At 40.5% G+C, this 15,426-nt stretch carries 9 protein-coding genes and 3 pseudogenes; 5 read left to right on the top strand and 7 right to left on the bottom strand.

All coding sequences use genetic code 11. From position 1 onward, the window contains the following. Positions 1-163: 163 nt before the first annotated feature. The 3 genes from PUN35_RS17865 to PUN35_RS17855 all read right to left on the bottom strand — a co-directional run bounded on the left by PUN35_RS17865 (position 164) and on the right by PUN35_RS17855 (position 4,229). Entirely contained in the window at positions 164-1,651 is a 1,488-nt protein-coding gene (locus PUN35_RS17865; protein ID WP_033881223.1) for an N-acetylmuramoyl-L-alanine amidase, read from the bottom strand. Positions 1,652-1,735: 84 nt separating this feature from the next. Then, complete coding sequence (locus tag PUN35_RS17860; protein WP_014481074.1) at positions 1,736-3,880, bottom strand: SpoIID/LytB domain-containing protein; 2,145 nt, start codon at positions 3,878-3,880, stop codon at positions 1,736-1,738. 28 nt (positions 3,881-3,908) lie between these two features. Then, complete coding sequence (locus PUN35_RS17855; protein ID WP_033881224.1) at positions 3,909-4,229, bottom strand: hypothetical protein; 321 nt, start codon at positions 4,227-4,229, stop codon at positions 3,909-3,911. A gap of 198 nt (positions 4,230-4,427) precedes the next feature. Between PUN35_RS17855 and PUN35_RS17850 the strand changes: the two are divergent. The 3 genes and pseudogenes from PUN35_RS17850 (at position 4,428) to PUN35_RS17835 (ending at position 8,401) form a co-directional block, all read left to right on the top strand. Then, positions 4,428-5,345: pseudogene (locus tag PUN35_RS17850) on the top strand (LCP family protein). 124 nt (positions 5,346-5,469) lie between these two features. After that, positions 5,470-6,822, top strand: a complete 1,353-nt coding sequence (locus tag PUN35_RS17845) for an IS1182 family transposase (protein ID WP_014478984.1) — start codon at positions 5,470-5,472, stop codon at positions 6,820-6,822. A gap of 226 nt (positions 6,823-7,048) precedes the next feature. After that, entirely contained in the window at positions 7,049-8,401 is a 1,353-nt protein-coding gene (locus PUN35_RS17835; RefSeq protein WP_014478984.1) for an IS1182 family transposase, read from the top strand. A 128-nt stretch (positions 8,402-8,529) separates the two neighbouring features. On the opposite strand, the gene wecB is transcribed toward PUN35_RS17835, so the two are convergent. After that, entirely contained in the window at positions 8,530-9,672 is a 1,143-nt protein-coding gene (gene wecB, locus PUN35_RS17830; RefSeq protein WP_031601046.1) for a non-hydrolyzing UDP-N-acetylglucosamine 2-epimerase, read from the bottom strand. Between the two features lie 329 nt (positions 9,673-10,001). On the opposite strand from wecB, the gene galU reads away from it, so the two are divergent. After that, a complete protein-coding gene (galU, locus tag PUN35_RS17825) occupies positions 10,002-10,880 on the top strand; it encodes a UTP--glucose-1-phosphate uridylyltransferase GalU (RefSeq protein WP_014481080.1) in 879 nt (292 codons plus the stop codon). Positions 10,881-10,989: 109 nt separating this feature from the next. Here galU and PUN35_RS17820 read toward each other — a convergent pair. From PUN35_RS17820 to PUN35_RS17810, 3 genes and pseudogenes are all read right to left on the bottom strand, one after another. After that, positions 10,990-12,017 (bottom strand): annotated as a pseudogene (locus tag PUN35_RS17820) (IS3 family transposase). Positions 12,018-12,123: 106 nt separating this feature from the next. Beyond that, a pseudogene (gene tagH / locus PUN35_RS17815) lies at positions 12,124-13,029 on the bottom strand (teichoic acids export ABC transporter ATP-binding subunit TagH); the annotation flags it as partial. Positions 13,030-13,049: 20 nt separating this feature from the next. After that, positions 13,050-13,877 (bottom strand): ABC transporter permease, encoded by an 828-nt coding sequence (locus tag PUN35_RS17810; RefSeq protein ID WP_014481086.1) that lies wholly within the window; start codon positions 13,875-13,877, stop codon positions 13,050-13,052. A gap of 571 nt (positions 13,878-14,448) precedes the next feature. Between PUN35_RS17810 and PUN35_RS17805 the strand changes: the two genes are divergently transcribed. Then, positions 14,449-15,360: a hypothetical protein gene (locus PUN35_RS17805; RefSeq protein WP_031601050.1), complete on the top strand. Its 912-nt coding sequence runs from the start codon at positions 14,449-14,451 to the stop codon at positions 15,358-15,360. Positions 15,361-15,426 lie beyond the last annotated feature (66 nt).

The raw sequence follows: 15,426 nt of genomic DNA, 5'->3' as shown, positions 1-15,426 counted from the left end.
ATGCAACACTAGTGATTAAAATTAGTAAATTCATTGATTTTTTGTTAAAAGTGCATGCCTCCGTTTTGTCTTTAAATTCACCAAAAATATCATACTATATTATAAAGACAAAACAAAGGCAGCATAGGCAGTTTTTCCGAAAAACGAACTTTCTGTTTATATTTTAATAGTAAGCAACGATTCCGTCGTAAATCGCTTTAGCGCCTTTTTCTTTGTAAATTGAGCTTTTGAGCTTAGCCGCATCGTTGATATTGGTGATAAACGCAAGTTCAACAAGGCAGCTTGGCATTTTGGATTCCCTGATGACATGGAAGTTGCCGATTTTCACACCACGGTTTGTTGTATTCAGCGCTACATAGAGACGATTTTGAATCTCGGTTGCCAACCTTTTACTATTGGCTGATTCATACGTCGTATAATAGTAAGTTTCTGTTCCGGAAGCAGCAGGCGTTGCCGAGTTTGCATGGATGCTGACAAACAAATCTGCTTTATTTGACTGTGCTTTTGACACGCGCTGTGCAAGCGTCAGGTAAGTGTCGTTCGTCCTCGCCATTATTGGCAGAGCACCGCCGTTTGATAATTTCGTATTAATTAATTTTGCAACATCAAGGTTCACACTTTTTTCATATAGACTGTTGCCGATAGCACCGCTGTCTGTACCTCCGTGCCCTGCATCAATGAAGATTTTTTTGCCGACGATCGGATTTTTCAGCTGTGACACGACATTGGATTGAAGAGAAACCGTTCCGCCAAGCACGGTAAACGTCGTCATGTTTTTGGAACCGATCACTTCTCTTGTCGGTGTCGGCAAAGACGATGCATTCGTGAACATCATCGGACGGTTTTGCTTAGCCGCCAGAACAGATCCTGTTAATCCATCGGCATACGCATAGCCGTTGCTGATAATTGCATTCTTCGCAGAAGAATAATATTTCTTGACGACATTTGCCGCGACTTCATAGCGGTTGCTGCCGCCGATCCGCGTCGGAGAAGCAAGCTGTTTGTATACGCTGCTGGAGATGCTGACTTCACCGCCTACGACGATGGTCGATGTTGTTCCTTTGCTCTTCATTGCATTTTTTGTCGCTGTCGGTATGGAATTTGACGATGTTAAAAGAATCGGAATGCCGTTTCTTGCGGCATATGCGCCGATCGCTAGGCTGTCAGCATACGCCGTTCCGTTTGCGATGACAGCTTTTGAATTTTTCGGCAACTTATTTGCAATATTCGCCGCAACCTCGTAGCGATTCGCTCCGCCGATGCGTTCGACAGATGACACACCAAGCTTTTTAATCTCGTTTACGACGCCGTTTTGAACGCTGACGGTTCCGCCGATTACGATCACTTTGCTAGGTTTTAACTGACTAATTCGGTTTTTTGTCGCCGTTGGTAATTTAGACGCTTCAGTTAATAGAACAGGCGCGTTGTTTCGATAGGCAAATGGAGTTGCTGAAAGGACGTCTGCATATGCCTTTCCATTTGCAACAATGACAGTGCTTGCACTTGACCATCCCTGCTTGGAAACGTTCACCGCAACCTCATAACGATTTACACCGTCTAATCTTGTGACAGAGTTGGCCGCAAATACATTAGGCATAAACAAAAAGAACCCTAACAACAACATAGGTACAGCTTTAAGAAAAACCCTCAAAAAAATAACCTCCAAAAATGTAAATGTTATGTTTTCCCCTGAACATGAACAGAGGAGGCACTGCTGCCTCCTGCTCTAACTCTATTAATAGCTTGATAGAGTCGTATTTGGATAATAGAAACTTAAAATCTTCTTGTAATCGTGCCCGGCAGCAGCTCTGGCATTTGCTCCATACTGACTCATGCCGATTCCGTGGCCGAATCCTTTACCGCTGAGAATAAAAGCGTTCGTATTGTTTGATAAAGAAGCATACGTGCTCTTCATATTCATGCCGCCCAACATCGATCTTAATTGAGTCGTCGTCACGGAAATCGTCGCTGTTTTTTCTGAAAGTTTTCCGTTTGACAGAACATAGCCATTTGATTTTTCTTTGACAAAGTAAGAAAACTTCACCTCTGCTGTTTTCGGCCGCTGACCGGCAGTTTTTGCACTGCTCAGGCTCAGGCTTGAGATTTTCGTGATCTTAATAGATTCCGCACTAGGATATTTATTGGTCATAAACCAGCTTTTCAGTCCCGATAAATAGGCGGAGTTCGTTTCATTAGTCGAATTCCACCAAGTGCTAGGGCTGCTCAGATTTAAGCCGCTGGTGTTGATCTGCGTTTTATTCAAAGATATCGACCAGCTGGTTTTCGGGTCATATGTATCCGCTTTGGCGATTAAATATGGAACATTGCCGCCCCATACCTCTGCGCTTGCTTCCGTATATCCCCCGTTGCTTGATGAGTAAACGGCCGAAATCAAATTGCCGTTATATTTTAAAACTTGTCCTTTTGTGGAATTTACAACGCTGGATGTCTTCGAATTCCAGTCATATCCGCCGTAAACCTGAAACGATTGCGTATCAGCCACTACTTTTCCTGCGGAACCGACCGAATATGTTCTCGCTGCCACCGCTTGGGCTTTTAAAGCTTCAGTCTGCCAACTTGCCGGCATTTCGTGCGGCACAACACCTTTTAGATAATCTTCAAACGGAATGTTTTCGTTTATCGGTCGAATATATTTGCTTGATTCAATCGTAAACTTCATATTGCCTAAATAAGGCCTTCCGTTGATGCTGATGGAATTTGAAGTCGAATATTTTTTAGGTGATGCCGTAAATGAAGTTTCAAACGTTTTGACAGCTTTATTATTTTTGTTGAGCACAAGCTTTCCGCCCGATAGATTAACAGAGTATCCGTTCCCGGTAATCATATCTGCCAGGCTGTTTTTCAACGAATCCGTGATCGAGGCGGTCCCTCCAAGCAAAGCAAAAGACTGTGTTCCTTTTTTGGCGACTACATCTGCGACAGGAGGCGGCAAACTGCCCGATTGGACAAGTAGCAAAGGATGCTTTTGTTTGGCTGCAAGGACGGAACCGGCCAGTGCATCTGCAAAAGTCATTCCGTTAGACATGAAAACCTTTGATGCGTTCATGTTAAGCGCGTTAACAATATTCGCAGACACTTCATATCTGTTCGCACCGCCGATGCGGGTAACAGCCGCTTTTTTCTTTAATGTGTTTTCAACACTTGTGCTGACACTCAACGGACCGCCGACGATTGTAACTTTGCTCGGAATATTGTAATCGCTTCGGATCGTATTATTCCCTGAGAGCAGTATCGGATAACCGTTCATTGCCGCATAAGGCGCGATCGACAGAGCGTCGGAGAAGACCAAACCGGTGGCAACAATCGCCTGGCTGTAGGACCCCATCCGGCTCGCAATATTTTTAGACACATCATATCGATTGGCGCCGCCGATACGGACAATTGCCCCATACTTTTTCAGCGTGTTTTCAACATTTTTGGAAACGCTCGTTGTTCCACCGATAATTAAGATGTTATCTGGCTTCATCTTGGCAATTTGAGTTTCGGTTTTCGCCGTCAGCGTTCCCGCATCTGTTAAAAGAATCGGCGCATCGTACTTCTTTGCAAGCGGAGTTGCAGAGAGCGCGTCCGCAAAAGCGTCTCGGTTGACAATCACGACTGTGCTCGGGTTCGTCCATCCGGCAGATGCGACATTGTTTGCCACATCAAAGCGGGTCGCCCCGCCGTACCGCTCTGTCGCGGAGATTCCTGAGCCCGGAATTTCGTATAAGCCGGTAATGTCGATATCAACACTTGATTTATTGCCCAAATAATTACTTAACTTTACCGAAATTGTTTTGTCGGCAGCCTGGGCAGATTGCGTAAACATCAGAGCTGCAGCAGTTACTGACGACAGAACCAGAAGCTTCATCTTTTTCAAAACGTTATGCCTCCCTTGATTCAGCTCTTTATTTGATTTCGATGCTTTTCAGCTCCAAGACGCCATTCTCGACTTTTGTATATTGGACTTCGACTTTTTTGCCCTCTTCAATGGAATTGACTTTTTCCTGAAGATCTTCATCAATTTGAAGCGTTGTTTCTTTGCCATCGATGTTCACCGCAATTGTATGGCTGTCAGCCAACCCCGCGAATGAACCTTCTTTAGTGATGGTTTCTTCAGATGCTGCATTTTTATTGCCTGAGCTTAACTTGTCCTCCGATTGGCCCGAAGTGCCGCAAGCTGACAACAAAAGCAGCATTGATAATGTCAGAACTATGAGTTTTTTCATCTTCTTCACCTCTCCCTTTTTATCGACAAATTCCAACAGATTCTTTAATTTTAGCGAAAAATTTTGCAGATTGGTTGGTTTTTTTGAAACATTTTTCTAAGAATTTCGTCTATCCAAAAGGACACCTATATTTTTATATTTTTGAATTTTAAGAAACCTTTAATCTAAGTAGCTATTAAAAGTTGAGGGCTGGGCTATATGAGAGCTGAAAAGAGAAATAAATAGAAAAAAAGCCCCTTATAATTATTGCTTGATTGGAATTTTTTGTTCTCAGCACAGAAGGCTACTCCTATTACTTAAGGAATAAAACGGCATCTACTGTGGCAAACATTCATGAAAAAATATTAACAAATCTAAACACGATTCAGCTGTTGATATTGATAAACATGATCCGTTTTCCGTGCTTCTCAAGGGTGTCGATGAACGGGATGGTGATAAGGAGCGCGCAGACTACCTGATCTATATGACGGTGAATCCGAAAACGAAAACGATTGAAATGGTCAGCATTCCGAGGGATACGTATACTTAAATTATCAGCAAAGGCAAGATGGATAAAATCAACTATTTATACGCATTCGGTGTGTTCAGATGACGGCAGACACGGTTGATAATTTTCTCGACGTTTCGGTCGATTATTTTGTTAAAGTGAACATGGAAAGTTTCAGAGAAGTCGTAGATATGCTTGGCGGGGCATTACCGAGAACAGTACGTTCGCTTTCGCTATGACGGCTATTCATTCGGCAAAGTCGAGATTACGCTGAATGGAAAAGAAGCGCTCGCTTATACGAGAATGAGGAAAGAGGATCGGAACTGCGATTTCGGGCGCCAGAACAGACAGCGTCAAGTTATCGAAGGAATCATTAATAAAGGCATAATATATCGTCCATCACGAAATTCGGAGATATGTTCAAAGTGTTCGAAAACAACGTTAAAACGAATCTCACGTTTAACTATCAGTGGGATATCCAATCCGGTTTTAAAGAAGCACGCTCAAAAGTCATTCAGCATGAGCTGAAATACGACGGCACAAAAATAAACGAATCTATTACTGTAAGCCGCCGACAAAGCTCTCTGTACGACATTACAGATCAACTGAAAGAGAGCCTTAATAAATAAAAAAGCTTCCTGTAAAGGAAGCTTCAGGCTGTCGAGAAAATCTCGACAGCCTTTATTTTTCTTTAAAATATCCATTCTTCTGTAATAAAATAAAAGAAAGACTTAAAAGGACGGTGTCTTTCTCATGTTCCACACAAGAAACTCTTCTCAAAACACAGCCGAATTTGTTCTGCTTGACCAACTCGTTGAAGAGGATCACCTGCTTCGGAAAATTGATAAACACATAGACTTCTCTTTCATCATTGAAAAGGTGAAACCTTACTACAGTGAAAACAAAGGCCGCCCCTCACTTGATCCGCTTATTTTATTTAAAATGATGTTTATCGGATACCTCTATGGTATCCGTTCAGAAAGACAGCTTGAAAAAGAAATTTACTACAATATGGCGTACAGATGGTTTCTCGGATTGAACATAAACGACCCGGTTCCACACCACTCCACCATCAGCTGGAACAGACGCACACGCTTTAAAGATACAACCATCTTCCAAGACATTTTTGATGAGATCGTTCTTCAGGCCATCAATCATGACATGGTGGGCGGACGAGTCCTATTCACCGACTCCACACACCTTAAAGCCAATGCCAACAAGCATAAATACACAAGAAAAACAATTGCGCAGGATACCCAAAACTATATCAAGGATTTAAATGAAGCCATTCAAGAGGATCGGGAGGAACACGGAAAAAAACCATTAACAGCCAAAGAGGAGGTGAAAGCTGAAAAAGAGATCCGCCACAGTACAACCGATCCGGAAAGTGGCTATCTGTATCGTGAAAACAAACCAGAAGGTTTTTTCTATTTAGATCACCGCACAACAGATATGAAATACAACATTATCACCGATGCCTACGTCACACCTGGAAATGTCCATGATTCTGTGCCTTATCTTGACCGATTAGACCACCAAATCGCACGATTTGGTTTTCAAGTAGAAGCCGTCGCCCTTGATTCCGGATATTTAACGACTCCGATCTGTAAAGGATTATCTGACCGCCAAATCTTTGGTGTCATCGCACATAGACGTTATCACCCTATCCGAGGCTTGTTTCCAAAATGGAAATTTCATTATGACAGTGAACAAGACAGATACATTTGTCCAAATCACCAAACACTTACATACTCAACAACTGACCGAAAAGGCTACCGGTCATATAAATCAAATCCTGAAATATGTTCCTCATGCCCACTGCTTGAAAACTGTACAAAATCAAAGAATCGGCAGAAAGTGATTACTCGACATGTATGGGAAGATCATAAAGAAAAGGTCAGACAAAATCGCTTGTCTGTTTCAGGAAAAAACCTCTACAAAAAAAGAAAAGAAAAAATAGAGCGAAGCTTTGCAGATTCAAAACAGCTGCATGGGCTTCGCTATTGCAGGTTGAGGGGAAAACGAAATGTGAGTGAACAAGTTCTCCTCACAGCCGCATGCCAGAACATGAAGAAGATTGCCACATACCTAGCCAAGCAGGGCTAGGCATGTGGGAGCGCTTTTTCTGCATCTGAAACCTGATGAATATCTAAAGAAACTGTATAAAACAAAAAAGCTTGTAGAAAAAACGTCGTTTTCTCTACAAGCTGAAGCTTCCTGTAAAGGAAGCTTCAGGCTGTCGAGAAAATCTCGACAGCCTTTATTTTTCTTTAAAATATCCATTCTTCTGTAATAAAATAAAAGAAAGACTTAAAAGGACGGTGTCTTTCTCATGTTCCACACAAGAAACTCTTCTCAAAACACAGCCGAATTTGTTCTGCTTGACCAACTCGTTGAAGAGGATCACCTGCTTCGGAAAATTGATAAACACATAGACTTCTCTTTCATCATTGAAAAGGTGAAACCTTACTACAGTGAAAACAAAGGCCGCCCCTCACTTGATCCGCTTATTTTATTTAAAATGATGTTTATCGGATACCTCTATGGTATCCGTTCAGAAAGACAGCTTGAAAAAGAAATTTACTACAATATGGCGTACAGATGGTTTCTCGGATTGAACATAAACGACCCGGTTCCACACCACTCCACCATCAGCTGGAACAGACGCACACGCTTTAAAGATACAACCATCTTCCAAGACATTTTTGATGAGATCGTTCTTCAGGCCATCAATCATGACATGGTGGGCGGACGAGTCCTATTCACCGACTCCACACACCTTAAAGCCAATGCCAACAAGCATAAATACACAAGAAAAACAATTGCGCAGGATACCCAAAACTATATCAAGGATTTAAATGAAGCCATTCAAGAGGATCGGGAGGAACACGGAAAAAAACCATTAACAGCCAAAGAGGAGGTGAAAGCTGAAAAAGAGATCCGCCACAGTACAACCGATCCGGAAAGTGGCTATCTGTATCGTGAAAACAAACCAGAAGGTTTTTTCTATTTAGATCACCGCACAACAGATATGAAATACAACATTATCACCGATGCCTACGTCACACCTGGAAATGTCCATGATTCTGTGCCTTATCTTGACCGATTAGACCACCAAATCGCACGATTTGGTTTTCAAGTAGAAGCCGTCGCCCTTGATTCCGGATATTTAACGACTCCGATCTGTAAAGGATTATCTGACCGCCAAATCTTTGGTGTCATCGCACATAGACGTTATCACCCTATCCGAGGCTTGTTTCCAAAATGGAAATTTCATTATGACAGTGAACAAGACAGATACATTTGTCCAAATCACCAAACACTTACATACTCAACAACTGACCGAAAAGGCTACCGGTCATATAAATCAAATCCTGAAATATGTTCCTCATGCCCACTGCTTGAAAACTGTACAAAATCAAAGAATCGGCAGAAAGTGATTACTCGACATGTATGGGAAGATCATAAAGAAAAGGTCAGACAAAATCGCTTGTCTGTTTCAGGAAAAAACCTCTACAAAAAAAGAAAAGAAAAAATAGAGCGAAGCTTTGCAGATTCAAAACAGCTGCATGGGCTTCGCTATTGCAGGTTGAGGGGAAAACGAAATGTGAGTGAACAAGTTCTCCTCACAGCCGCATGCCAGAACATGAAGAAGATTGCCACATACCTAGCCAAGCAGGGCTAGGCATGTGGGAGCGCTTTTTCTGCATCTGAAACCTGATGAATATCTAAAGAAACTGTATAAAACAAAAAAGCTTGTAGAAAAAACGTCGTTTTCTCTACAAGCTGAAGCTTCCTGTAAAGGAAGCTTTTTTATTTATCTTTAAACACATCAGGCCGTGCTCTTCGGTATCCGTAACTATAAAGCAGCGCCTCCGCAATTCGCCGCGAAGCCCATCCGTCCCCGTATGGGTTTGAAGCCTGGGACATTTTGCGATATTCATCTTGATCGGTCAACAGCTGTTTAGTCAGTTGATAGATCTTATCTTCATCCGTTCCTGCCAGTTTAAGCGTACCGGCCCGAACGCCTTCTGGCCGTTCCGTAGTATCGCGAAGCACGAGGACCGGCTTTCCAAGCGACGGCGCTTCTTCCTGCACCCCACCCGAGTCGGTGAGGATGAAGTGAGCTTCAGCAGCGAAGTTGTGAAAATCGATGACTTCGAGCGGCTCTAACAGATGGACTTTATCCAAATCACCGAAGTGCTTTGCAGCCGCTTCACGAACAGCGGGATTGAGATGAACGGGATAAACGACCTGTACGCCGTCAAATTCTTCGACGATTCGCCTGATCGCTTTAAACATGTTTTCCATCGGCTTCCCTAAATTTTCACGCCGATGTGCGGTAAGTAAAATCATCTTGTCACTTCCGATTTTTTCAAGGACGGGATGTGCATAGCCGTCCCTTACTGTTGTGCGAAGTGCATCAATTGCGGTATTTCCGGTGACGAAAATCGTCTCCGGATCTTTATTTTCGTGGAGTAAATTCTTTTCGGCCTGCTCTGTCGGCGCAAAATGAAAATCGGCAATCGATCCCGTCAGCAGCCTGTTCAGCTCTTCAGGAAACGGCGAGTATTTGTTCCCGGTTCTAAGTCCCGCCTCTACATGGCCGACGGAAATCTGGTGATAATAAGCAGCAAGACTACCCGCAAATGTCGTTGTCGTATCGCCGTGAACAAGCACAATGTCCGGTTTGATGGACTGAAACAGCTCGTCTAGCTTCATAAGCGCATTAGACGTAATTTCAGCCAGCGTTTGCCTTTCTTTCATGATATTCAAATCAAAATCAGGCTTTAAGTCAAAAGCTTCAAGTACCTGGTCAAGCATTTGCCTATGTTGGGCTGTAACCGTCACATAAGACTCAATTTGAGGATATTTTCTTAATTCAAGTACGAGCGGCGCCATTTTTATGGCTTCAGGGCGCGTGCCGAATACTGTCATGACTTTTAGTTTCTTCATTTTTCTATCACCTGTTTTCTATATGAATAGCTTTATTGCCAAGTTTTCTGGTTGGAAATATATCGAATCCTTGGATTTCTTAAGACGATATACTCATCATAAAACATCCAGTGATCAAACCGCAAACCTTCCTGTTGAAGAATGAAATTTCCTTTCATTATATAACGCCTTTACGCTTTATACTTGTTTAGACTTGTTTAAGAATTGTTTTTCTTATATGATGTGTTTGTAATTGTAATTTTTCGGGGTATAGCATACATATATTCTCCGCTTGCCAAGCATATTTTTCTTGCTCACTAGAAAACATAGTTTAAGGAAGGTGTATTGAATTGAAGAAAGTTCGTAAAGCGATAATTCCCGCAGCGGGCCTTGGGACACGTTTCCTCCCTGCAACGAAAGCGATGCCTAAAGAAATGCTTCCAATCGTAGATAAGCCAACTATTCAATATATTATTGAAGAAGCCGTTGAAGCCGGCATTGAAGATATTATCATCGTAACAGGTAAAAGCAAACGAGCGATTGAAGACCATTTCGATTTCTCGCCGGAACTCGAAAGAAACCTTGAGGAAAAGGGTAAAACCGAACTGCTTGAAAAAGTAAAAAAAGCGTCAAACCTCGCTGATATTCACTATATTCGCCAAAAAGAACCAAAAGGACTTGGGCATGCCGTTTGGTGCGCACGCAACTTTATTGGAGACGAGCCATTCGCAGTTCTCCTTGGAGACGACATTGTCCAAGGAGAAAAACCTGGTCTTCGCCAGCTGATGGACGAGTACGAAAAGACTCTCTCTTCCGTTATTGGCGTTCAGCAAGTACCTGAAGACCAAACGCATCGCTACGGAATCATTGATCCTCTGACAAACGAAGGGCGCCTATATCAGGTCAAAAACTTTGTAGAAAAACCAAAACCGGGCACGGCACCGTCTAACCTTGCGATTTTGGGACGGTATGTCTTTACTCCTGAAATTTTCATGTACTTAGATAAACAGCAAATCGGTGCAGGGGGAGAGATCCAGCTGACCGATGCTATTCAGCAGTTAAACGAAATCCAGCGCGTATTTGCTTATGACTTTGAAGGCAAACGCTATGATGTTGGAGAAAAACTCGGTTTTATCCAGACAACTCTCGAATTTGCCATGCAGGACAGCGAACTGAAGGATTCACTGATTCCATTTATGCAGGACCTTCTGTCAAAAGAAGAATTTTAATAAAAAGTATTGGATAGATATGGGGACTACCCCCCATTTTTGAGACAGGGATCGATCAAAACACAGTTTATACAGCCAATTGCCGATCGTTTATCGGTAATTGGTTGTTTTATTTCGTTTGAATACGAATGTTGTTATAAATAAATGTATTCTTTGACAGTGCGTTCTAAAATGGCGATCGTGGTTTGATCAATGCTGTTAAGATAAATAAAACGTTTGATAATTTAGTGAGGAATGAAACGATTCGATGGAAGCATTATCAGCGGACGTCCCTTTGCGGGATATGCTCTGGTGTTTTAACAGCTTTCTGATACTAGTAAGATGTATATGATCACTATGTAACACGCAGTTCTCAGACATGTTGGCAGCTGATCAAATGTGTATAAAACAAAGTTTCTGTCCTGCTTATCTCCAAATCAATAACTTCTCCATTGTATACATCCAATATACTGGAAAGGTGCAATTTGTTCTGTCCATAAGGCAAAAATACATGATACACGCTACTAGTTTTTCAAGAATGTGATCAGACTGAGAGTTCCGACTAATATATTATCGACCACGCATATGGCTGTCTATTATTCTTACGCTTTTACATCTTAGCCCGGCACTGCCACTGATTTTTCTGCATAATTACTTGAACCGTTTTATGGTTGATACGCATTCCCTTTTAATATGGCTGTGATTTTTTCGATATCCAAATCGATACTTGTGCTGTCCATAACGTGCCGATTTGTTTTCCCAAATGCCGTTTGAGGTGATTTCTCTTCCAACGAAAATAAGACGCTCGTGAGATACCTAAATGAACACAGATATCCTGCACGATCATTGCGCTGTGCAATACCTCTGCAAGTTTGACAGTTTTAACACTTATTCTGTTTTCTCAGGTAACTATTCTCTGTCTGCAGCTTCTCTAAATTCGGAAGTATACTCCGGCCCTTTTCCGAAAATGTGTATTGCTTCCAACAGGTTGTTCGAATCGATGTTATCCCCAGCCTTGAGCCATCTAACACACGTCTAAACCTGCGTCTTATTCTTGATATTCAATTTCTTAATGTTTTCTTTCATAGGCACGCCTGCCAGTCTCATTTCTACAGCCTTCTGTTTAACTTCAACCGGATCACTCACTCTTGTTCCCATAGAAAAAACACCTCCTAGTCTTATATCGGATAACAACTATCCGTTTCCAAACTAGAAGGTGTTTCATTTATGGTCAGCCCCTATCCAATAGCTTTAACTTTTAAACAAACATCGCTCCGGCGGCCAATACGAGCAGGATGGATAAACCTGCAATCGGAATGATATTTGCCAAAGATTTTTGTTTTTTCTTTTCTTTTTCAGGATGAGCTAGATCTTCTTCGGACAAAACCTTTTTGCGACTTGCTAATTGCTCTTTTTTATATTTGTCTTTCTCTTTTATGGAAAGCTTTTTAAACCAGCTGATAAATTCTTTATATTCCTTTACGACCGTCTTTGTATCATCAAACATTCGAAGCTCGCCATTATCGATCCAGGCGACCCGATCGCAAATTTTCTCGATTTGACCAATTGAATGGCTGACAAAGAAAATGGTTTTCCCTTGATTTTTAAACTCGGTAATTCTGTCGACACATTTATCATAGAAGGTTTGATCACCTACTGATAACGCTTCGTCAATAATTAAAATATCGGGATCAATATGCACTGAGATCGCAAAGCCAAGCCGGGACTTCATTCCGCTGGAATAGCTTTTGACCGGCTGATTGATAAACTCGCCGATTTCAGCAAATTCAACGATGCTGTCATACATCTCATCAATTTCTTTATTTGTGAGACCCATCATTAAACACTTGAGACGAATGTTATCTCTGCCCGTCAGCGCATTGTTTAATCCTGCGGAAATCGCAATCAGGGAAGGTTGCCCGTTCATTTCAATTTCACCGCTTGTCGGCGGAATGATTTTTGCCAGCAGGTTGGACATCGTCGATTTTCCCGATCCATTAATCCCCACAAATCCGATCGTCTCCCCTTCGTACACGTCAAAGGAGACATTCCGAACAGCAAAAAAACTTTTATCCTTATTCGGAAAAAACAGCCCTTTAATTTTATCCGATTGTTTTTCATAAAGCTGATACTGTTTTGAAACATTTCGAAACGAAACTTTTAGTTTCATCTTTAAAATCTCCTTACGTATTAAAGAAAGTCAACAAACCTATCCCTGAATTTCATATGCAGGACAGATCCTACAGTCAAGAGCAATAATGTGAAAGCCCAGAAATACAACGTGTATGTTATATCTTCGAAGAACCAGCTTCCGTCGAAAAAGCTGCTTCTAAATCCATCTAAAATATAAAAAAGTGGATTCAGTTTAATAGCTGTTAGTAAAACGGGATGCTCTTTCCCTAACTGATGTCCTATATCCCAAAAGATAGGCAACAAAAAAAACAGCAGCCTTGTCACAGATTGGAGCAAAAACTGATAGTCCCTAACAAGCACACTAATGGTTGAATTAAACAAACTAAAGGCAAACATAAATATAACCATACAGATAAAATAGTAAATGTATTCAATCCAATGAAGACTTGGATAAATACCAGACGCTGTTAATGCAACGATATAAATCACCATCATCACAAAATAGCTGAACAGGTTTGCCACAATCGCTACTGAAGGAAGCGAGCTAATTGGAAAATTCATTTTGGCCACCATGTTGATTCGCTTATATACACTGTTTGAACCATCTAGAATCGTCGGGCTGATAAAAAACCACGGAATCAAACCGGCTAGCATCCAAATGATAAAAGACACTTCACCAATACCCGTAACCACATCAGTGCTTTTTCTAATCCCGATCCCAAAAACAAACCAGTAGGCCAACATTTGAATGAGTGGATTTAACAACTGCCACAGCACACCCAAATAGTTCATTTGGTATTTTGATTTTGTTTCGTAAGCTGCCAAGCGTAATATTAAAGAAAATGACGTTGCTTGCTCTTTCAGTATTCTCACTAATGCATTCATTCTAATCTTCCTTAAAATATTAGTTTTGGTTCACAAAAAGTCTAAATTAACACTGCTCTCTATTGTAACAGATAATGATTAATTTTTCACTTTTGGACTTAACCAAAGCATGATACCAAAATTCCCAATGTTACCCTGTTAATTATTAAAGGTTACTCTGAGCTGATCTGTAGAATATTTGACACTCAAGTACAATATGGAACCTTTTCATATTACAATTCAATATATCTAAAACTTGTTATTATCTTTTTTTGTATAGAATAAAAAGAAGGCGATGGTAGAAAGAAAATAAATTTTAATTAAAAGAACTATTGTTCCCTTTACAAGGGTAAAGAATGAAGCTATATTATAGAAGTTTTCGTTAGATACAATTTAAAATTTCTTGATCATATGTTTATTTCGATTAACCGTCCAAATAATGAAACTAGAACAATATTAAAAAATTTATTGAAAGAAGGATTACCTTTAACTCTATGGGAGGACGAGGGATCCTTCATTTGAACAAAATAAAAAAACCACTGAAGCTTATCATAGAATTTCCAAGGAACTTAATTTTGACGCAATTGTTTTTTTGGATGCTGACGAGTTTATTTATGGAGATATAACTGAAATCAAAGAAAACATTAAGCCAGGAAATGTCTATCAAATGGATAGGCTTGAGTACGTTTACTTAGAAAACGTTTCGTTTAACGAAAACGTTTTAGAAAAGATAAGGTATAGAAGAAAAAAGTATCAATCGGCAAAATCTTTAATTTGTCAAGACAAAAAGGATTATACAAATTATAAAATAGGGAATGGGAACCATTACGTTTATTATAAAGGAAAACAAAAAATAGACGGTAAGTTGAATCTGAAATTAGCTCATTTCCCTTATAGATCAACCAATCAATTCACCAACAAAAATATATTGAATTGGCTCTCTCTAATGTTTAACAATCCTGCCTTATTACATGCTGAATACACTATTGGTGTACATTGGAGAAATTCTTATAAATATCTATTAGACAGAAATTTAAAATTGTCACCCAATGATCTATTCTCATATCTTTATAAATGCACTGATAAAGAAAGCTTTAAAGAAGAACTAATATTTGAGCCCTTGAATACAAAAGATATTGATTTAAGATACACTAACCTAGAGAATGAAAAGTCATTACAATATATGCTAGTAATAGATTTTGAGTCAGCTTTAAATAAAATAGAGGAATTGAAAAATACTCAGCCCAATACCTTAACTAACTCGATTTACCCTTCCAAGTATGATAGTGGTTTTATTTATAATGAGGTCAAGTTATTAAATAATGCAAAAGTTTATGCACAAGATACCCTTCCTCGAATTAGAAAAATAGGAAATGAAGTGGAATTACCTGAAGCTATTATAGGGATTTCTAAAGGGAAGTCAGAAGAATATATTGAATTTCCAAAAGAAATGGCACCGGACGTGTTTAACGGGGGGGAATTTAAGCTTAAAAGATGGAAGTAATGTTACCCTCTAGTTTTCAAATAGACATACATAAAGCAACACGAACTTTTAAGTCAACACGCTACA

The sequence above is a fragment of the Bacillus sp. N3378-2at genome (assembly GCF_033412715.1).
Classification (GTDB): Bacteria; Bacillota; Bacilli; order Bacillales; family Bacillaceae; genus Bacillus; species Bacillus subtilis.
This window is presented reverse-complemented; position numbering and strand designations above follow the sequence as displayed.